Raw genomic sequence first — 19,117 nt, 5'->3', positions numbered from 1 at the left:
TCAGAATGAACGTGCTCCGTTTATCTGAAAGTGGTAGAAGTGTTTTTCTTTAGCGATAATTATGCTTGGACTGAATGGTGAAAATGGATGGTCGCCGGATCAAGCTGCCTGTACAAAATGCGGTACCCATAGGGGTCGAGCTTAATATTCATTAATCCATCGGTTGGGGATACAGGCTCTTCAGTTAATGCATCCTTCCAGTCTTTCGTTTCCATGGGATGTGAGAGCGTACGATCTTGAGGTGTATTGTTCATCCATACGGTAAAGTGAAGGTTGTCATCCACACGCTCGTACACAATACAGGGGTCATTGTGATCAGCCTTGAGGAATCGGAAGCGTCCTTTGCGCAGTGCTTCATTGCTTTTGCGTAAATCAATCATCAGACGATAAAAATCATAAAGTTCTCTGTCTTGTTTGGCCGGGTCCCATTCCATGCATTTTCGACAATCCGGGTCAGCATCACCGCTAATCCCAACTTCGTCGCCGTAGAAGATACAAGGTGTACCGATATAGGTGAAAAGAAATACAACCGATAACTTTAATCGGCGTTTGTCTTCCCCTAACCGGGTGAGCAGGCGAGGGGTATCATGGCTGCACAGCATATTGAAGATGACCTCATTCGTTTGTTGTGGGTATCGCATAACCAATGAACCCATCTCATTGGCAAAATGATAACCATCCATTGATCCACAGAAGAACTGAAGTACTTTGTCGGCAAAAGGATAATTCATGACGGAATCAAATTGATCCCCCATAAGCCAGGTCAAGGAATCGCTCCATACCTCCCCAACAATGTAGGCTTCGGAATTGGCTGCCTTCACAACCTTGCGAAAATCACGCCAGAAATGGTTGTCCACTTCATTCGCTACATCCAGCCGCCAGCCGTCCAGCTTGATTTCCTTGATCCAATACTCAGCCACATCGAGTAGATATGCCTTAACCTCTGGGTTGGCTGTATTGAACTTGGGCATGTTGCCATAGAAACCAAATGTATCGTAGGTAGGTATACCGCCCTTGATCTGAACCGGATATTCATTAATGTGGAACCAATCGGCATACGTTGAGTTTTTTCCATGTCTGAGTACATCTTGAAAAGGAGGGAAGTCTTCGCTGCAGTGGTTAAACACCGCATCCAACATGACGCGGATACCCAGGCGATGACATTCTTCTGTCACTTGTTTGAGCATGGCGTTATCACCGAAATGGGGGTCGACTTTTTTATAGTCAATGGTGTCGTATTTGTGGTAGGAATTGGCCTGGAATAACGGGGTAAAGTAAATAGCGTTCACGCCAAGTTCAGTCAAGTCATGCAGATGATCCAGCACACCTTGCAGATCTCCACCAAAATAATTGTCCAGCTCAGGTTTGCCACCCCAGTCATGGGTTCCTTGCGGATTCAGCTTGGGATCTCCATTGGCAAACCGTTCGGTCATGATCTGATAAAAGACGGCTTCTTTGGCCCACTCGGGCACCTTAAACACATCGATTTCATGTATATAAGAGAACTCATAGTATCCTCCGGTTGGATAAGGGGCCTCATAATGAATGCCGTTATCCGCGAGGAAAACATCTTCCGAACCGGCGGTTATCCGAAATATATAGGTGAGACGTTTGAATTGGGGTTTGACCGCAACCTCCCAATAATCAAACATGCTATCGGCAGCAGCCTTCTCCAGTTGAATTTCCTTGTAAGTTCCATTCCAATTGTACTTATCTCCGGTCAGTGCAGTCACGTATTGAACATCATTTCGCTTGGTTCGAACGCGTAGATGTATGGTAGACGAATCATAGGCATAGGCCCACTTGTCACGAGGAACATGATACATGGCTTCTAGTAGCATGACAGCACCTCCTGAATATAGGATAAGTTATAGAGGTTATTCAAAAGCCCACTTTTGATTACAAAGGATGCCTATCGGCATCATCGGCATCGAATATGGAATTCAGCCGAAATGTCCGTTGCTCACGTAGTTTTCCCTACGCTCCGCTACTCCATTTCTAGCTTCATCCCATCTTCTCGGTACTGAAAACCGGTCTTTTTGAACATGCACTTATAGTTATAATTAACCAAGTTAGCCAGCAAATGAACCACAATTCCTGTAATAAAATGTATTATTTTCAGTATTTTCAAGGGTTTCTTTCACAGCATCTCCAGCTTCTTGCTGAATATACTTACTGCTAAATCAAGAAAAGGGTGCCTTGAACAAGCTTGGATTTCAAGTTTGTTCAAGGCACCCTATATAGCATGTTGAAGCGAGTCTTACCGAATAGCTTGCTCGAACTCTGTACGGATGGATTGAAGCAGCTCTGGCTGACTCAGAACGTCGTAGGCTGTTGTAGCGAGTGCCTTGGCTCCCAGAATCATGCCATCCAGCGCACGTTCTTGGAGTGCAAGATCACGGAAGGCTATGGAGTGCAGTGTATGCACCTCATCCACAACACGGATGTAGGGATGGATGGCAGGACATTTTAGGGAAACGTTACCGATGTCCATGGAGCCATGATCGTTACCACTCACAATTTCTTCTTGCGGGATGCCGAGTTCCATCAGATTTTGACTAAACGCAGCTGAGAATGCTTCATTGGTGACCATCTCGTCATAGGACGTTTCATAGTTGGACGTCACCAGCTTGCAACCTGTCTGTAGAGCAGATCCTTCAGCAATCTGAATTACACGCTCCGTGAGGATATTCAGTTCTTTTCGGGTTGCTGCACGTACATAAAATTGGGCTGAAGCGTAGTCAGGAATGATGTTTGCCGCCTGACCGCCGTTGTTAATCACACCATGAATACGAACGGTGCTTTTCACTTGTTGTCGGAATGCGTTGATCCCGTTGAATGTTTGAATGACAGCATCAAGTGCATTAATGCCTTCGTGCGGGCTTGCAGCAGCATGTGAAGAGCGGCCATGGAATTCAAATTGAACAGCATCAATAGCCAGTGAGCTGCCGGACTTTTCGTAGGCATAATACGGATGCGCCATGAGAGCGACATCGCAGTCATCGAACAAACCTGCTTCCGCCATCGGAACTTTAGCACCACGTGTCTCTTCAGCGGGGGTACCGAACACTTTAAGGGTTCCACCTACTTCATCCAGAATGGATTTCAGCCCAACAGCAGCTCCAAGACTCATCATGCAGATTAGATGGTGACCACAGGCGTGACCAATCTCCGGCAAAGCGTCATACTCACACAGTAATGCGATAGTAGGGCCGGGTTTGGCGGCCGAATAGGTTCCGATAAAAGCTGTGTCCAGTCCGAGAATGGGAGCCTCTACCGTGAAACCGTGGAAGACCAGCTCTTCTTTCAAACGGGCAGAAGCGAGATACTCTTCATTTCCCAGTTCGGGGTTGGCGCCAATATATGATGAAATGGCTTTAAAACGGGAAGCATATTGATCAATAACCGTCAGGATCTGTGATTTGTTAGATGTCATTTGTAAACTCCTTATGCAAAAATGAAAATAATTCATTGATTATATCACGTTTGCTTCATTTTTTCAGAAACAAGTCAAGATTTGTAATGTCAAAATGCATTGCATAATCATGCATTGTACTTTATAATGACTCAGTCATCAACATGAGAAGCATACAATGTATTGTAAGGGGAGAGAAAAAGGTTGAAATTGATAAGTCGTTACACCATGATGCTGTTGACCTTTGTTGTTCTGCTGACGACTGCCGTTCCTGTGGCACTTGCAAGTGGAACTACAGATAATTCAAGCAGTAAAAAGCTGGTGCTCGGTACAAGTGCCGATTTTGCACCATATGAATTCCATAAAGTGATTAATGGCAAAGATGAAATCGTCGGTTTCGATATTGAGATCGCCAAAGAGATTGCCAAAGATCTTGGCGCTGAGCTTGTGATTGAGGATATGGGCTTCGACGGTCTTCTGCCTTCATTGCAGAGCGGGCGTGTTGATCTGGTAATTTCAGGTATGACGCCGACGGATGAGCGGAAGAAAAGTATCGATTTTTCCGACACCTATTATAAATCAAAACAAGTGATTATGGTTCGCAATGCGGATAAAGACAAATATCCAACCATGGCAGAACTTGAAAATGCGAAAATTGGCGTTCAGAAAGGCTCCATTCAGGAAACGATCGGACAGAGTATTCCAGGAGCGAAACTTACTGCGCTGGATAAAATCTCGGATATCGTGCTTCAACTGCAAACAAAACGCATTGACGCGGCAATCGTTGAAGATACTGTTGCTGCAGGTTATTTGGACGATATCATTGGACTTGCTGCTGCTGTTCCGGACGAAGAGCAAGCAGAAGCGGCAATCGGGATTCGTAAAGGAAATACCGAGCTGCTAGCTGCAGTAAATGGAACACTGGAACGATTGAAAAGTGAAGATAAAATCAATCAGATGGTGACGGACGCCAGCCTCTTGATGGCGGATAAAGTGAACAAATCACAAAATATTTTCCAAGTATTCTGGGAGTACAAAAGTTTCTATGCTACAGGTGTAGGATACACACTTCTGTTGTCTGCACTTGGCGTTATCTTCGGGGTAATTATTGGATTGATCATCTGTTTGTTCCGTCTACATGACGCTGCAATCTTGCGCTGGATCGGTACGGCTTACGTTGAAGTGATCCGTGGCACACCGATGCTGGTACAATTGATGATTATTTATTATGGTTTTTCCCTGAGCTTTGGCATTAACTTCACTGCACTTCAGGCAGGTATCATTACACTTTCAATCAATAGTGGTGCCTATCTGGCGGAGATTTTCCGTGCAGGTATCCAAGGTGTGGATCGTGGTCAGTTGGAGGCAGCGCGTTCCCTCGGAATGGGCAGAGGTGCAGCAATGCGTTACATTATATTGCCACAAGCCTTCAAAGCTGTATTACCAGCGATCGGTAATGAATTTATAACTATTATCAAAGAATCCTCTATTATCTCCGTTATCGGTATGGTGGATATTATGTATCAGGCAAGTGTAGTCAAAAACATTACGTACCAAGGTTTGAGTCCATTTTTGATTGCAGCAGCCATCTACTTTGTAATGACGTTCATTTTGTCCAAGCTGCTGGGACGACTGGAAAGGAAGTTGAGTGCAAGTGATAGACGTTAGACAATTACACAAATCTTATGGAAATAACGATGTACTTAAGGGCATTAACGTGACGATTGGCAAAGGTGAAGTTGTCGTGGTTATCGGTCCTTCCGGTTCGGGTAAAAGTACGTTCTTACGTTGTCTGAACCTGCTGGAACAGCCTACCTCGGGTGAGATTGATTTTGAAGGCGTGTCAATCACCGATCCGAAGCATAACATCAATGCGACTCGTGAGAAGATGGGTATGGTGTTCCAGCATTTCAACCTGTTCCCACACAAAACGGTACAGCAAAACATCACGATTGCCCCGATTAAAGTGAAGAAGCAATCCACGCAGGAAGCGGAGAAAATCGCTGCTGATCTGCTAAACACAGTGGGCTTGTACGATAAAAAAGATACATTCCCGAACCAGCTGTCCGGTGGACAGAAGCAGCGGATCGCCATTGCAAGAGCATTGGCCATGCAACCGCATGTAATGCTGTTTGACGAGCCTACTTCGGCACTGGACCCCGAGATGGTCGGTGAAGTGCTGGATGTCATGAAACGTCTTGCAGAAGGTGGGATGACGATGGTCATCGTGACGCATGAGATGGGTTTTGCACGTGAAGTGGGAGATCGGATCCTGTTCATGGATGGCGGGGTCATTGTAGAAGAAGGAACACCTGATGAGGTGTTTGGAGCACCAAAAAATTCACGTACACGTGATTTTCTTGCTAAAGTACTCTAAATGAAATGATTTAATAGCGTTACTGACATCGAGTCGGTAACGCTATTTTTTTGTGCGTAATAATCATTTATAGATTTGAAAAGTAACTTTTCTGTTACCTTATATAAAGAAATCGGGTTGCCCAACTATTCTGAATTATCCAATATTCTTACAGTTGATGACATGTTCAAAACCTTTTGGTAAGAATTACTACAAGTTCAGGTTACAAAATTGTGATATATTGAACTCTGCCGAAACTTCCGGACAGGGAGTGCGGGGGATGTAACGATGCAGATCGTGCAGGGGGAAGATCTACGGCACACTGCTTGGGGTGAATTAGGGGTACATAACGTTTCACATGTAACGAAGAACCTATAGGGTGGCTCCTCATCCGAATCCGACAACTAACTTCGCAGGCATAATGAGGGAGGAAGACCATGATTAACAAGAAACGTATAGCCAAAACAGCAGTAGCATTATTGACAACAGCAATGCTTATTCAAGCCGTTCCGGCTCACGCAGATTCAGTTCATGTGGCCAAAGAAGGGGATACCTTCTACACCTTATCGAAACAGTATGGAGTAGCACTCAACACGTTGGTAAAAGCAAATAACGACATTTCGCCTTACAATATTTATGGTGGTTTGAAAATTACGATTCCCGGTAAGGCAAACAATGTAGCAGCTGCTGCGGCTACGGAGAGCAAGACTCAAGCGAAGACTGTTACTACAGCAAGCTTGGACGTTAATGCAGATAACAAAGTTGTTCAAGCCTGGGGAAAAACGTTCGATTACAGTAAAGCAGTGAATGTGAAAGCAACGGCATACTCTGCAGATCCGTCCGAAAATGGAGGATGGGGTGCTGTGGATTACTTCGGTAATGATCTTGAACTGGGCACGATCGCAGTTGATCCAAGTGTGATTCCACTCGGAACCAAAGTACTGGTAACCGGTCACAGCCATCCGGGATTGCCAAAACAGGCTTTTGTAGCTACAGCACGTGATGTGGGCGGTGCAATCAAGGGTCACCGGATTGATATCTTTATCCCTGGTAGCAAGCAGTCCGTAAGCACATTTGGTTTCCAGGATATCGAGCTGTATATTCTGAAGTAGAAAGTAATTACATTTAATAATTCAAACAGGGTGTCTGCCAGTCGCTACTTGCGATTGAACAGGCACCCTTTTATCATCATCAACTTATATAATGGACATCTTAATCGTTGGCTTTTGGCAACCCCAACATCTCGTCCAAGGTGACCAGTTCATACCCCCGATTACGGAGTTCCTCGATAATTTCAGGTAAAGCCTCAATTGTGCCGTTCAGGTTCGATCCCACACCGCCTCCTGCATGTTGCAGAACGATGGAGCCAGGTTTCACGGCAGATAGGATGTTATCCTTCACCTCTTCCTTGGAAAGGCCTTTCCAGTCCAGTGAATCAACATTCCAGTTCACAATGCTATAGTGTTGTCTGGCAGCCCATTGCAGCTGTTCTTCATTAATGTCTCCGTATGGTGGCCGAATCATCTTCGGCGTATATCCTGCCAGATGGTGAATGATATCTCCGGTATGTAAAATTTGTTTGCGAAAGGCATTCATCGACAGCTTACTGAATTCCGGATGATTGTAGCTGTGATTGCCAACAATATGCCCTTCCTTAACCATACGTTTTACCAGATCCGGGTGTTTCTCAGCACGACTACCGACGATAAAGAATGTAGCTCTGACCTTATATTTCTTCAATACATCCAATACCTGTGGAGTAAAACGTGGATCGGGCACATCATCAAAAGTCAGGGCAACCTGCTTCGTTGATGGACCATTCGTTTTGAACGTATCCGCATATTTTTGACGTAACTGTCCCAGGGTCAATTGTTCTTCTTCCGCGGAATCTGAACCTGATACTGATTCACTTGGCGGGCTTGAAGCATCCCGCGATGAAACTGGAGCATGATGTCCTCCGAGAAAAATAACGATAACCATCAGCATAATGAGGCGTACGCGCATAATAACGGCCTCCTTTTCCAAAATGACGTTCTCCTTGGTATGCCCGGGGGTTCCATAAAATATGCGCAGTGTGAGAAGTTTCATTGCCGATTTAGCTCATGACAGCCATAATTCCTCCATATATAACATATAGAAAAGGATAGGTGGATGGGTATGAGTACATATGATTTGAAATCCATACGTTTACAGGTGATTGAAGCAGGAGAAGATAAGGTTTTTCTCGTTACCGGAGGAAAGGCGCATATTGGTGCCGTAGCCACGTTCTACGTGGATCATGAGCGCGTAAGCGGGACGACGGTACATATTCCGGGACATAAGGAGCAAGAGCTGTGTGAGCGGCTTGCCCGAAAGGCTGCCCTGCAGCTGAAAGTAACCGTTACGGTGATCATGGGTATTCATTTTGATTCCATTACACGGATGCAGATCGACGAAATCGTGCAGACTGCAGAGAGGCTGATGGAGGATCATCTGAACAAGGATAAACGATCTTCCTAACATGAAGAACAATCGCATGTTTTGATTTTATTTGCTAAAATTGAAACGAGTTGTAGATTGTTACGTATGTATGTTTATATACGATGTAATATCGACTAGGAGGAATAACATAATGTCCATTTTCAAACGGTTGCGTGATTTAACAATGTCTAACATCAACGCCATTATTGACAAGGCGGAAGATCCAATCAAGATGACGGACCAATATATCCGTGACATGCAAGAGGATCTGGAAGATGCAGAGAAAGCAGTAGCTGCACAGATCGCCATTGAGAAGAAATTCAAGCAGCTATTCGAAGAGCAGGAAGCGCTTGTGAAGAAACGTGAAGAGCAGGCGCATACGGCAGCACGTGCTCAGAATCTGGATCTGGCTCGCCGGGCTCTGGAGGAGAAAAAGGCTGCTGAAGAGAAGATGGCTGAGTACAAAACCAGCTATGATCAGAACAAGGCTTCTGCAGATAACCTGCGTGGCAAGCTCGACGAGATGCGTAAGCAATTGACTCAAATGAAGAACAAACGTGAGACATTGGTAGCCCGTTATAACGCAGCAAAAGCACAAACGGAAATCAACAAAGCGTTGAATGGGTTTGGTTCCGATACGGCAAGTGCCGGCATGAAACGTATGGAAGAGAAAATGATGCAAATGGAAGCTCAAGCTGAAGCAAGCAACGAAATGTCTTCCAAAGGCAAGTCTTTGGACGAAGAGTTCGAGAAGTTGGGCAAAGATCAGGCTGTTGAAGACGAACTCGCAGCATTGATGAAACAGTACGATAATAAGAACTAACACCTTGGTTGTCAGCAGGGTTAACCAGCGGAGGAGAAGAGCATTTCTTCTTCGCTTTTAATGCGGTTCATGTTGATATGTGGGGGCTGTGTAAATGGATTTGAACATTTTGGCGATGCTGGTCTGGACAGTATCTGGTTCGGTTTTGCTGTTTGTCTTGATGTATGTAGATTCACTGTTCACGAAATATAAGGATTTTGCTGAAGTTAAGGCTGGAAATATGGCTGTTACCACACGTATGGTTATGAAATTATTTGCACAAGGGTATGTACTCGCTACGTCCATTTCGACGGCTGGTCATCTGGGAGAAGCATTGCTGGTCTCCGTGGTATCCTTTATCATATTGTTGATTCTGGAGAGTGTCGTACACTTTATGATACGCAAATGGGCCAATCTGGATCTGGATACCGGAATTCAGCAAGGGAAGACAGGATACGGCTTGTTCTCTGGCGCTTTACATATCGTGGGCGCACTGATTATTGCAGCTTGTTTATAAGATAAGGAACAGGAGTAATTCTCATGAGTGTATGGAAACGAATTAAAGGAATACTAACGAAACCTGAACCACTGCAGGCTGAGAAAACCATGCTTCAGCTTGCACCTGGTGATATCTGTGAGGTTTCTCTGGTCACTTATGAAGTCGTTGGTCGGGTACAAAATCGCGCTCGAAATGCCGTTGTGCTTACGCTGCAGGATGGTACCGCATTTCGCTATTTGCATATCGAAGAACGGGAAATCACCCGTTATGCCTTATATACACCAATTGATGGCAGACTAGATGCACCTGATGAGGTGCCTACATTGCTGGATCTGGATGGACGCGCATATCATCTGGAGGAAGAATATGGTGGCATGGTGTCTACGGCAGGCAGAACGCCGTATGGCCAGGCTGGAGAACAATTGGTATGGCAGTATCAGTCGGATGATAATATGCTTCTTCGCGTAGAGTGGCAAGACAGAAGGTTTACACTGTATGAGGGTGAGTCCATTATTCCTGCGGATATCAAAGTGATTCGTTCGAGCTAGGAGAGGTTCCAATGAAAAAACGCTTGGCACATGGATTAAAATTAATGCTGGTCCTCAGCCTTGTGATGTCTCTGTTGTCCGCGTGCGGAGCACCTTCTGTTCAGGACACATATCCGCTTGAATCGGTTAATGGCAGTGGTAACTCAACGTCCTATGTATACCGGGCTTCGGACCGTACGGTTCCGGAAGTGGCTCAGGAATTGTCTGACCAAAGGCAACCGGATCAGATCTCGGCAGAGAACACGGAGCGTATGTTCCTGGTGTATCAGGACGAGTATTATCATCTGCAACAAGATACGAACAAGCCGGAGGATACCTTGGTTGAGGTGGACTCAAAGGAGTATGTTCGGCAGAACTACGATTCATCTTTTTTACAAGGTTACCTGACCGCTACATTAATAGGTAATCTGTTCGATTCTTTTGGTGGACGGGGCAATGGGAATTATCGGGGATACACCAATAAAGATACGTATAAACCGAGTGCAGGATCTTACCGTACACCAACAAGTAATGACAAGAAAGTTGCTCCACCCATTACTGTGGATCGAAAAGGTACAATCACGAGGCGCGGAAGCGATAAAGATTCAAGCGTGGGATCTGGCGGAGGATTATTCAATCGCAATAAGGATCAGAGCAAGGGAACCATTGATCGTAACAAAAGCAGTGGTGGTCTGGGCGGGTTGTTTGATTCACCAAAGAAATCCTACAAAAAACCGAAAACCAGAGTTGGCGGCGGTCGAATTATGAGGCGTAGATAATGATTTATTCATAAGCTTGGCTGCCCAACATATAATCCAATCCAAAAAGAACAGCGAAAAGGTATGACGGATTTATCTCTATCCGCTTTTACCTTGGAGCTGTTCTTTTTGCTTTACGACTTGCGAACATGATTGGATTTGCGTACGCGGGGAATTGTTGAAGCAGGCTGTTTGCGAATCCAGCGGATAAATGGCATCATTCGTTCGTCCTGTCTCAAAGACGGCAGGTCGGTAAGACCAAGAGTCACAATGTCCCGATTGGTATATAACGAATGGATCTGTTTATGACAGGGGATGCACAGGTCGGCTGTAGGCAGAAATGCTCCTCCCATTTCTTTGGGAGTCAGATGATGAATGGTTGTGTCCACAGATTCTCTTCCGCATAATTCACATCGTTCACTCATGATGATCGCCTCCCTTTGTCATTTGTATTATGGGCATATACGCTTGCTTTCATGTTGGATGTGAGCGATGTACTTGTCATCTTAAAGCATTCGGGCTACACTTTCTTAAACGATGTATGTCTTTAGGAGGTAAGAATACTTTTGAAACTAAACTCACATTCATATGATATGACAACTGCCAAGTTCCACCGTACAGCTGTACAGGTACCGGATGCCCAAGCCAAAGTAGCAGCACGAGTTACTTCAGGCTCTATAGAGAAAGTTAACCTTGAGTCTGCCCATGGACGTACACTTGCAGAGAATATTCAGGCACCTCATCCGTATCCGTTCTTCCGGAGATCGGGTATGGATGGATTCGCCATTATAAGTACAGATACCATAGATGCAACGAGTAATCATCAAATCTGGTTTCGGGTAATTGATGAAATTCCTTGCGGTTATACCTCGGACCACACCATTGTTTCAGGTACAACTGCTCGCATCATGACGGGTGCACAGGTTCCAGAAGGTGCGGATGCAGTGGTCATGATGGAGATGACTGAGAGCAAGGAAGAGAATGGAGAACAGTGGATTGCATTAAAACGACACATATTGCCGGGTGCTAACATCACACCAATCGGACTGGAAGTTCAGGAGGGTCAGCAACTGCTTGAAGCAGGAACGATCATCAGGGCAGGAGAGCAGTCGGTGTTGGCGACTTTTGGCATTGCAGAAGTTCCCGTATTTCAACGTCCTAAGGTTGCGATATTCGCCACAGGCACGGAATTGCTTGATGTAGATGAGCCGCTGCAACCAGGTCGGATCCGGAACAGCAACAGTTATATGCTGCGTTCTCTGGTCGTTGAAGCGGGAGGAGAGCCGGTGATGTATGGTTCCATTGCAGACGATGTGAATACAGCAAGGGCCAAACTTGAAGAAGCCATTCAAGATAATGATATCGTGGTGACCACAGGCGGTGTATCCGTCGGAGATTATGATATTATGGGTGAACTTGTGTTGGAAGAACATGTAGAGATGTTGTTTAACAAAGTGACGATGCGACCAGGCAGTGTAACCACAGCTGCTGTGTACAAAGACAAATTGCTTTTTGCGCTTTCGGGTAACCCGGGTGCTTGTTTTGTGGGTTTTGGTCTATTTGTTCGTCCTACCATTCGTTCCATGCAAGCCGATGCTCATCCTTACTTGGAAGAATGGACCGCGATCTTGGAAGAAGAGTACACCAAAGTAAACAATTTTACACGATTCGTACGAGGACGCACGGAAATCCGCAACGGAATGGTTTACGCTATACCCGCTGCTGCCCGTGTAGATGAATCCAGCGTGATGATTACGATTAAAGACAGTGATTGTCTGATTGTTATTCCCCCTGAGAAAAAAGGCATTCCTGCGGGTGAGCAAGTTCGCATCCTCAAACTGCCCACAGGTCATGTGAGGTAGTTAATAGATGACTAAAATGAGTGAAAACAAACCACATATCATACAGATTGTTGGATACAAGAACACGGGCAAGACGACCATGACAGCCGCGCTAATCGGGCACTTTTCTTCTATGGGACTTAAAGTAGCAGCGATTAAGCATGATGGACACGACCATTTTGAGATGGATCAAGAAGGAACGGATTCGTATCGATTTGGGGAGGCAGGGGCCTCGGCGGTGGTTGTGATGTCAGAGAAACGCACTGCCATTATGGAGCGACAAGCTACCAGGTTGGAGGATATGTTAAGTCATCTGTCCGGGTATGATTGGATTGTTATTGAGGGATTTAAAGAGGCTTCTTACCCCAAATTCGTGATGGTTCGAGAAGAGAAGGATCTGAGCCTAATTGATCGCCTTGAAGGTGTAGTGGGTATGATCTCATGGTTATCTCCAGATCAAGTTATGGAGCCAAGGGTTGTAAACAGGGATATAACGTGGTACTCGGTTCATGAAACGGAGTTCATAGCCAAAGCTTTGTTACAGATAGTTGAAAGCAAGTGAAGGCTGATATGACGTAATATTTATTATGTAAACTAAAATCATTTCGGGTTATGTTCTAGATCCTTACATGATGTAAAAGCAAAAAAAGCAGCAGACCTTTCTCGGATCGAAATCCTTGATGCGGCTTGCTGCTTTTATTATGTTTGGGGTGTTACATCCCATCTTCAGTACGGCGTTCGATGGCCTCTGACATCGTTTTGTCGGTAAGGTGAGCATAGATCTCGGTCGTTTCCGTAGAAGCGTGTCCAAGCTGCTCCTTCGTTTTGTAGATATCATTTTGCAGATAATAGTCGGTTGCGAATGAATGGCGTAATTTGTGCACGGTCAAGTAGGGTTTGCCAAAGCGTTTAGCGTATTTCATGATCATGGCCTGGATTGCTCTTTTGGTCATTCGGCTACCTTCTGAATCTCCGTTTCGCATGGCAATGAACAGACCTTTTTCCCGTTTGGGTGTACGGTAACGTGATTGCCGCAGGTTCATATAAGTTGCGAGTTCGTCCTTGGCCTGTTCCCTGAAATAAACGGGTGTTTTGTATGTCTCATCATTGTTACCTTTGCGATAGACATACAGGAGTTTGTTGTTCAGATCAAGGTCATCGACGTTCAGGTTCACAACTTCCGACACTCGTAAGCCGGAATTCAGAATCAGGCTGGCAATACAGGCGTCCCGTTCTTTGTTGAGTTCATGGGAATACAGCGCCTGTTTGTTCTTCTCCATATCGACAGCGTAACCTTCAAGGATATATCCGATAAATTCGAGTAGTTCCTCTTCCTCCAGAATTTTACCTTTGAGTTTGGCAGCGGTGTCCTTGGGTTTATGGGTACGCTTGATCTCGATTTTGGCCATAATGTTCCGCTTCAGCAAAGGGTAGAAATCTTCATCTTCCGCAATCTGGCTCAGGTAATGAAAAAGGGAGCGAAGGGAAGAGAGCTTGCGAGAGACGGTAATTCTGGAATTGGTTCCTTCTCGTTTGGTTGTGAGAAATAACCGATAGGCGGTAACCGAATCCATGCGAAGGACTTCCAGTTCAGTCAACGTAACTTCTTTATTAGAGCTTGCCTCGGATAGCCCTTCTGCTCGCAACCAACCGAAGAAAGCTTCGTAATCTCTTAAATATTCGAGCAGGGTAGAAGGGGACAGATCAGGCAGCTTGTAGTCCATGAATTGCTGAACGAACCAAGGCATGGAAGGTAGTTTGTCATCCAGCTTGCGTCGATCAATCTCTTTTTGCACGTTGGTCAAGTTCGACACCTCCATGTGAAAAACATATAAGATTAATATTCAATTTAATAGTATTCTATGCTCTAGTGTACCATAATTTACATGCTCACAGCTTGTTCACCAAAGTAGGCAGTAAGTAGGGGATGCTTCCTTGCCCTTCGGCGCGTAAACCTTTAAAGTAATCAGTATACGTAGAGCAGAGGAGGTGAACCGGATGAATATGCAAATAGAACTGGTTCCCCGGGAACGCAGTCAGGTGATTCGGCATTTAATGCAATTTTATCTATATGATTTTACCAAATATCTGAATATTGATGTAGACAGCAATGGTATTTTTCCAGAATATCCGGGTCTGGAAGCATTCTGGACAGAAGAGGACCGCAAGTTTCCTTTTTTGATTACAAGTGACGGCGCACCTGCAGGGTTTGCTCTCGTAGAGAAATTGGAGCCTGGAAGTAAGGATAATGATTACTACTTGACTGAGTTCTTTGTGATGCAAAAATATCGGCGCAGTGGCGTGGGCACTCGGGCAGCCTATGAGCTGTTTAAACGTTTCCCAGGGAGATGGAAAGTGACTCAGGTTCGTAACAATGTCATTGCGCAGGCGTTCTGGCGTAAAATTATAGGGGATTATACGGGAGGCCGCTTTCGAGAAAAGTTCCATCCGGAACTGGGCAATCCAAGCCAATATTTTGTAACCTGATAATCGGGGCTTTACTTACATATAAGTATTTGCATGATTGCGATATAAGTTGAACTAATTATTTACACGATAACGGAGAGGACAGAAAAAACCTGAAAAAGCGAAGCGTTCGCCTTTATCCCCGGATCTTCCCCTACGGAAAATGGAATCAAAAAATCTGGGGATAACAGTGATTGGAAGGTTATTCTGTCATCGTAGTGTCAGTGTAAATAATTTTTAGTTCAATTTATAAATCTGATGAAGGAGTGAGTAACATGAACGTACCCATATTCCATCTCGATGGACAGACAGCATTGGTGACAGGCGCGGGGAGAGGGATCGGAAAAGCAATTGCGATTGGGCTTGCCCAGTCAGGCAGTGACGTTGTACTTGTATCCCGAACAATGAGAGAAATTGAGGATACAGCTGCCTACATCTATGAACAGACAGGGCGTAAAGCGCTCGCGCTTACTGCAGATGTGACTTCAAGAGAACAACTGGAAGAGACGTTCCGAAAGGCGATCTCGGAGATGGGCAGTCTGGACATTTTGGTGAATAACGCAGGTATGAACATTCGCACACCAGCACTTGAAGTAACGGACGAGCAGTGGGAGACCATCATGCAGACAAACTTGAAATCGGCTTTCTTCGCTTCGCAATTAGCGGGACAGCATATGAAAGAACGTGGGACTGGGAAGATCATCAACATCTCTTCGGTAGGTGGGCACACGGCTTTGCGGACAGGGGTTGTATATGGTGCAACCAAGGCTGCGTTAATTCATATGACCAAAGTGCTCGCACTGGAATGGGGCAAGTATGGAATCCGCGTCAATTCAGTAGGGCCATGGTATTTCCGAACACCTCTAACTGAAAAGCTGCTGGATGATCCCCAGTATTTGCAGGAAATTGTAAGTCGTACACCGCTTCAGCGAGTGGGAGAACTGGAGGAAGTGGTAGGGCCTGTCGTATTCCTGGCATCGGATGCAGCCGGATACATAACGGGTCAGACGTTATTGGTTGATGGTGGAATGTCCATCTATGGATTCTAGATGAGTTGAGTTGGTAAAAGTCTGGAAAAGTGGGTGGGACAACCAAATTACGGGTAATAACATTGGGGATTAATCTGTATTTCTATTTATCTGTACCCAATTCAATGAACTTGGAGGAAGATAACCATGGAACTGCGTAATTACGGAAACACGGGCATGAAGGTAAGCACACTTGGATTTGGCGGAGCGGAAATAGGCAAAAATGTATCTAAAACGGATGTAGCCACATTGCTCAACAGTGCGCTCGATGCAGGGTTAAACGTAATTGATACGGCTGAATGTTATGGTGACAGTGAAGAATTAATCGGTGAGGTGCTGTCACATCGGCGTGATGATTACTATTTGTTCACCAAATGTGGACATGCTGCCGGGATCGAAGGTCCGGATTGGGATGCCAAAGTACTGGAGAAGACGATTGACCGTAGTCTTAAGCGGTTGAAAACCGACTATGTGGATGTCATCCATTTGCATAGCTGTTCTGAAGAAGTACTTCGGCAAGGGGCAGTTATCGAGGTTCTTCAACGTGCCAAGGAAGCAGGGAAAACCAGATTCATCGGATATAGTGGAGATACAACGGATGCGCTATATGCGATTCAGACCGGAGCATTTGACAGCCTAGAGACCTCATTAAATATCGCAGATCAGGAAGCAATTGAACTTACTCTGCCTGAGGCGAGAAAAAGAAACATGGGTGTCATCGCCAAAAGACCTATTGCCAATGCGGCCTGGACGTATGAAACACTTTCGGAAGAGGCTTATCCATTTATATACTGGAAACGCTTAAGCGAACTTAACTATGGTTTTCTGGGTGAAGATGCTCAGGCAGCAGTGGAAACAGCACTGCGTTTTACGCTAAGTACCGGAGGTGTAGACACGGCGATTGTAGGAACAGCCAAGCCAAATCGCTGGCAGCAAAATGCCGACCTTGTCGCCAAAGGGGCACTTCCGCAGAAACTATATGATGAGATTAGAGCACGATGGAACGAAATTGCGGGAGCGGACTGGACTGGCCGGACTTAAAATTTAAAAAAATATTAGCGAAGTCGCCATGGGGCGGCTTCTTTTTTGACCATCGTAATACATTTTCAACATATGAAAAATTCATAATAGTAAAATAAGAACGGAGAAAAGAGGGGAAATCGACAATGAAGCTCTACTATTTTTGCCAAATGAAAATTTTCACAAAAAAGCTGTTAGAATGAGACGAAAAATGGAGAGGGCCAGCGTTCGATATGAACGAAATAACGACCTTAATAATACTATTTCAACACATGAAAAATTCACAATAGAAAAATCATTTTCTCCCCTTAGTTACTACATCACATAGAGCTTCGATACCGCTCCATCATGTTAAAAAGGAAAATCATTTTAAGTGATAGAAGTCAATAACTTTTTCACGGATTTTACATGGGACTCAAAATCAACAACAGATTTATAACATATTAAATATTATGTAAACTAATAATAATTCTTTTGGCAATGCAGACATAAAACCTCCATGACCTGTAAACCGTAAGGGGATAAGGCAGAAGGAGGAGCTTCATGAAAAGTCAGCTACACGGTAAAAAGGAAGACGATAAACTAAGTTGGATCAGCCTATCCTTGTTTGGCGCGGGTTGCACGCTTGGGACGGGATTTTTCCTAGGAACCAGTCTCGCGATTCATTGGGCCGGTATATCTGTACTCGTATTGTTGGTGCTTGCTGCGGCGGGGACTTACTTTGTATTTGGTGCGCTGGCGCAGATGACGGCAGATGATCCCAAAGAAGGTGCTTTTCGAACCTATGCTGGTGAAGCATTCGGACCTTGGGCTGGTTTCGGGAGTGGATGGATGTACTGGTTTTCCGAAATGCTCATCATGGGCAGCTCATTGACGGCACTGGGGCTATTCTCTCAATTCTGGTTTCCCAAGTTTCCGCTGTGGGCATTTGTTGCGATCTATGCGGCTATTGGTCTGTTCATTGCTGCATTGGGAGCGAAGGGATTAACCAAAACGGAGAATATTCTTGCGGTAATCAAACTTGCTGCAACGGTTGCATTTATAGCTATAGCAGGAGCGGCTTGTCTGGGTTGGTTACCTGTAAAAGTGACACCAGAACAATTGAAGAATGAATGGTTTCCTCATGGAGGTAAAGGGGTATGGACCGGTTTCATCTATGCATTCTTTGCTTTTGCCGGGATCGAGGTTATGGGCTTGATGGCTGCTAACCTGAAAGAACCGAAAGATGCAGTGAAATCAGGTCGTGTAATGCTATTATCGGTGAGTACACTCTATGTCATTGCGATTGCGTTGATCCTGTTGCTTGTGCCTTCAGCTCAGTTAACTCCAGATGAAAGTCCGCTTGTCAAAGCCATGTCAACCATTGGATTCACCGTAGTGGTCCACATTCTCAACGGAATTCTGATTATTGCTGGATTCTCAACGATGGTGGCTTCGCTATATGCAATTACGTCCATGTTGGTGAAACTCGCTGAAGATGGAGATGCACCGAAGCTGTTTACGAAGACCTGGGGGAAAAAGGACATGCCACTTCAGGCATTATGTTGCACAGCGGCCGGATTACTCCTGTCTACGTTGATGGCATTATGGATGCCCAAGAGTCTGTTTGAATATGTGACGACAGCAGGTAGTCTGGTATTGATGTATACATGGCTGCTTATCTGCATCACGTATATTAAAAAAATGAAGCCTGTGAAGTGGAATCGCATCAAAGTATGGACTGCCATGGTATTAATTGTGGCTGCTGTGGCTGGGACAGCAATGGAAAAAGCCAGCAGAACGGGTCTGCTGGCAAGTGTGGGACTTGTGGTGTTCCTTGGCATCATCACGTATATTGTTCACAAAGTACGTGGCTCCAAACCGCCGCAGTCTGCACCAGCCAAGCCATAAGTAGCTTTCGTGGAGGTTACCCAGCGTACTAAGAGTACGTAATAAGTGTTGTAAG

Annotated in this window: 19 protein-coding genes and 1 riboswitch; of the genes, 14 read left to right on the top strand and 5 right to left on the bottom strand. The window is 45.2% G+C overall.

Annotated elements, in window-relative coordinates:
• Positions 1 to 59: 59 nt before the first annotated feature.
• Both PAHA3_RS11540 and PAHA3_RS11535 read right to left on the bottom strand, forming a co-directional pair.
• Positions 60 to 1,841 (bottom strand): alpha-glycosidase, encoded by a 1,782-nt coding sequence (locus PAHA3_RS11540; RefSeq protein ID WP_062834862.1) that lies wholly within the window; start codon positions 1,839 to 1,841, stop codon positions 60 to 62.
• A 419-nt stretch (positions 1,842 to 2,260) separates the two neighbouring features.
• The gene (locus tag PAHA3_RS11535) at positions 2,261 to 3,436 is read right to left on the bottom strand and encodes a M20 family metallopeptidase (RefSeq protein ID WP_062834861.1); all 1,176 of its coding nucleotides are present in this window, start codon (positions 3,434 to 3,436) and stop codon (positions 2,261 to 2,263) included.
• Between the two features lie 210 nt (positions 3,437 to 3,646).
• Between PAHA3_RS11535 and PAHA3_RS11530 the strand changes: the two genes are divergently transcribed.
• The 3 genes from PAHA3_RS11530 (at position 3,647) to PAHA3_RS11520 (ending at position 6,883) form a co-directional block, all read left to right on the top strand.
• The gene (locus PAHA3_RS11530) at positions 3,647 to 5,083 is read left to right on the top strand and encodes an ABC transporter substrate-binding protein/permease (protein ID WP_062836077.1); all 1,437 of its coding nucleotides are present in this window, start codon (positions 3,647 to 3,649) and stop codon (positions 5,081 to 5,083) included.
• Positions 5,070 to 5,792 (top strand): amino acid ABC transporter ATP-binding protein, encoded by a 723-nt coding sequence (locus tag PAHA3_RS11525; RefSeq protein ID WP_017688094.1) that lies wholly within the window; start codon positions 5,070 to 5,072, stop codon positions 5,790 to 5,792. The genes PAHA3_RS11530 and PAHA3_RS11525 overlap by 14 nt, the downstream gene beginning before the upstream one ends.
• 218 nt (positions 5,793 to 6,010) lie before the next feature.
• Positions 6,011 to 6,206: riboswitch (cyclic di-AMP (ydaO/yuaA leader) on the top strand.
• A gap of 2 nt (positions 6,207 to 6,208) precedes the next feature.
• Positions 6,209 to 6,883 (top strand): 3D domain-containing protein, encoded by a 675-nt coding sequence (locus tag PAHA3_RS11520; RefSeq protein ID WP_062834860.1) that lies wholly within the window; start codon positions 6,209 to 6,211, stop codon positions 6,881 to 6,883.
• 100 nt (positions 6,884 to 6,983) lie between these two features.
• Here the strand turns inward: PAHA3_RS11520 and PAHA3_RS11515 are convergent, their stop codons facing one another.
• A complete protein-coding gene (locus PAHA3_RS11515; protein WP_062834859.1) occupies positions 6,984 to 7,775 on the bottom strand; it encodes a polysaccharide deacetylase family protein in 792 nt (263 codons plus the stop codon).
• Between the two features lie 153 nt (positions 7,776 to 7,928).
• Here PAHA3_RS11515 and PAHA3_RS11510 point away from each other — a divergent pair, with 153 nt between their 5' ends.
• The 5 genes from PAHA3_RS11510 (at position 7,929) to PAHA3_RS11490 (ending at position 10,838) form a co-directional block, all read left to right on the top strand.
• Positions 7,929 to 8,270, top strand: a complete 342-nt coding sequence (locus PAHA3_RS11510) for a hypothetical protein (protein ID WP_051447323.1) — start codon at positions 7,929 to 7,931, stop codon at positions 8,268 to 8,270.
• Between the two features lie 112 nt (positions 8,271 to 8,382).
• A complete protein-coding gene (locus PAHA3_RS11505; RefSeq protein WP_062834858.1) occupies positions 8,383 to 9,054 on the top strand; it encodes a PspA/IM30 family protein in 672 nt (223 codons plus the stop codon).
• A 94-nt stretch (positions 9,055 to 9,148) separates the two neighbouring features.
• The gene (locus PAHA3_RS11500; protein ID WP_062834857.1) at positions 9,149 to 9,550 is read left to right on the top strand and encodes a DUF350 domain-containing protein; all 402 of its coding nucleotides are present in this window, start codon (positions 9,149 to 9,151) and stop codon (positions 9,548 to 9,550) included.
• 23 nt (positions 9,551 to 9,573) lie between these two features.
• Positions 9,574 to 10,080 (top strand): DUF4178 domain-containing protein, encoded by a 507-nt coding sequence (locus tag PAHA3_RS11495; protein WP_062834856.1) that lies wholly within the window; start codon positions 9,574 to 9,576, stop codon positions 10,078 to 10,080.
• 11 nt (positions 10,081 to 10,091) lie between these two features.
• The gene (locus tag PAHA3_RS11490) at positions 10,092 to 10,838 is read left to right on the top strand and encodes a DUF4247 domain-containing protein (RefSeq protein WP_062834855.1); all 747 of its coding nucleotides are present in this window, start codon (positions 10,092 to 10,094) and stop codon (positions 10,836 to 10,838) included.
• Positions 10,839 to 10,951: 113 nt separating this feature from the next.
• On the opposite strand, the gene PAHA3_RS11485 is transcribed toward PAHA3_RS11490, so the two are convergent.
• Positions 10,952 to 11,242, bottom strand: coding sequence for a restriction endonuclease (locus tag PAHA3_RS11485; RefSeq protein ID WP_062834854.1), 291 nt, complete (start codon positions 11,240 to 11,242; stop codon positions 10,952 to 10,954).
• Positions 11,243 to 11,410: 168 nt separating this feature from the next.
• Between PAHA3_RS11485 and PAHA3_RS11480 the strand changes: the two genes are divergently transcribed.
• Positions 11,411 to 12,679: a molybdopterin molybdotransferase MoeA gene (locus tag PAHA3_RS11480; protein WP_062836076.1), complete on the top strand. Its 1,269-nt coding sequence runs from the start codon at positions 11,411 to 11,413 to the stop codon at positions 12,677 to 12,679.
• A 7-nt stretch (positions 12,680 to 12,686) separates the two neighbouring features.
• The gene (mobB, locus tag PAHA3_RS11475) at positions 12,687 to 13,220 is read left to right on the top strand and encodes a molybdopterin-guanine dinucleotide biosynthesis protein B (protein WP_062834853.1); all 534 of its coding nucleotides are present in this window, start codon (positions 12,687 to 12,689) and stop codon (positions 13,218 to 13,220) included.
• 151 nt (positions 13,221 to 13,371) lie between these two features.
• Here the strand turns inward: mobB and xerS are convergent, their stop codons facing one another.
• Positions 13,372 to 14,478, bottom strand: coding sequence for a tyrosine recombinase XerS (gene xerS, locus PAHA3_RS11470; protein WP_062834852.1), 1,107 nt, complete (start codon positions 14,476 to 14,478; stop codon positions 13,372 to 13,374).
• A 178-nt stretch (positions 14,479 to 14,656) separates the two neighbouring features.
• Here xerS and PAHA3_RS11465 point away from each other — a divergent pair, with 178 nt between their 5' ends.
• The 4 genes from PAHA3_RS11465 (at position 14,657) to PAHA3_RS11450 (ending at position 19,062) form a co-directional block, all read left to right on the top strand.
• Positions 14,657 to 15,145, top strand: coding sequence for a GNAT family N-acetyltransferase (locus tag PAHA3_RS11465; RefSeq protein ID WP_062834851.1), 489 nt, complete (start codon positions 14,657 to 14,659; stop codon positions 15,143 to 15,145).
• 254 nt (positions 15,146 to 15,399) lie between these two features.
• A complete protein-coding gene (locus PAHA3_RS11460; RefSeq protein WP_062834850.1) occupies positions 15,400 to 16,173 on the top strand; it encodes an SDR family NAD(P)-dependent oxidoreductase in 774 nt (257 codons plus the stop codon).
• Positions 16,174 to 16,299: 126 nt separating this feature from the next.
• Positions 16,300 to 17,193 carry an aldo/keto reductase gene (locus PAHA3_RS11455; protein ID WP_062834849.1) on the top strand — a complete coding sequence of 298 codons (894 nt, stop codon included), beginning with the start codon at positions 16,300 to 16,302 and terminating at the stop codon, positions 17,191 to 17,193.
• Positions 17,194 to 17,715: 522 nt separating this feature from the next.
• Positions 17,716 to 19,062: an amino acid permease gene (locus PAHA3_RS11450; RefSeq protein ID WP_062834848.1), complete on the top strand. Its 1,347-nt coding sequence runs from the start codon at positions 17,716 to 17,718 to the stop codon at positions 19,060 to 19,062.
• Positions 19,063 to 19,117 lie beyond the last annotated feature (55 nt).

The sequence above is a fragment of the Paenibacillus amylolyticus genome, assembly GCF_001570725.1.
In the GTDB taxonomy this organism is placed as follows: Bacteria; Bacillota; Bacilli; order Paenibacillales; family Paenibacillaceae; genus Paenibacillus; species Paenibacillus amylolyticus_A.
This window is presented reverse-complemented; position numbering and strand designations above follow the sequence as displayed.

Coding starts and splice junctions, on each gene's coding strand:
- PAHA3_RS11540 (WP_062834862.1), bottom strand. CDS start 1,841: ATGCTACTAGAAGCCATGTATCATGTTCCTCGTGACAAGTGGGCCTAT.
- PAHA3_RS11535 (WP_062834861.1), bottom strand. CDS start 3,436: ATGACATCTAACAAATCACAGATCCTGACGGTTATTGATCAATATGCT.
- PAHA3_RS11530 (WP_062836077.1), top strand. CDS start 3,647: ATGCTGTTGACCTTTGTTGTTCTGCTGACGACTGCCGTTCCTGTGGCA.
- PAHA3_RS11520 (WP_062834860.1), top strand. CDS start 6,209: ATGATTAACAAGAAACGTATAGCCAAAACAGCAGTAGCATTATTGACA.
- PAHA3_RS11515 (WP_062834859.1), bottom strand. CDS start 7,775: ATGCGCGTACGCCTCATTATGCTGATGGTTATCGTTATTTTTCTCGGA.
- PAHA3_RS11510 (WP_051447323.1), top strand. CDS start 7,929: ATGAGTACATATGATTTGAAATCCATACGTTTACAGGTGATTGAAGCA.
- PAHA3_RS11505 (WP_062834858.1), top strand. CDS start 8,383: ATGTCCATTTTCAAACGGTTGCGTGATTTAACAATGTCTAACATCAAC.
- PAHA3_RS11500 (WP_062834857.1), top strand. CDS start 9,149: ATGGATTTGAACATTTTGGCGATGCTGGTCTGGACAGTATCTGGTTCG.
- PAHA3_RS11495 (WP_062834856.1), top strand. CDS start 9,574: ATGAGTGTATGGAAACGAATTAAAGGAATACTAACGAAACCTGAACCA.
- PAHA3_RS11490 (WP_062834855.1), top strand. CDS start 10,092: ATGAAAAAACGCTTGGCACATGGATTAAAATTAATGCTGGTCCTCAGC.
- PAHA3_RS11485 (WP_062834854.1), bottom strand. CDS start 11,242: ATGAGTGAACGATGTGAATTATGCGGAAGAGAATCTGTGGACACAACC.
- PAHA3_RS11480 (WP_062836076.1), top strand. CDS start 11,411: ATGACAACTGCCAAGTTCCACCGTACAGCTGTACAGGTACCGGATGCC.
- mobB (WP_062834853.1), top strand. CDS start 12,687: ATGACTAAAATGAGTGAAAACAAACCACATATCATACAGATTGTTGGA.
- xerS (WP_062834852.1), bottom strand. CDS start 14,478: ATGGAGGTGTCGAACTTGACCAACGTGCAAAAAGAGATTGATCGACGC.
- PAHA3_RS11465 (WP_062834851.1), top strand. CDS start 14,657: ATGAATATGCAAATAGAACTGGTTCCCCGGGAACGCAGTCAGGTGATT.
- PAHA3_RS11460 (WP_062834850.1), top strand. CDS start 15,400: ATGAACGTACCCATATTCCATCTCGATGGACAGACAGCATTGGTGACA.
- PAHA3_RS11455 (WP_062834849.1), top strand. CDS start 16,300: ATGGAACTGCGTAATTACGGAAACACGGGCATGAAGGTAAGCACACTT.
- PAHA3_RS11450 (WP_062834848.1), top strand. CDS start 17,716: ATGAAAAGTCAGCTACACGGTAAAAAGGAAGACGATAAACTAAGTTGG.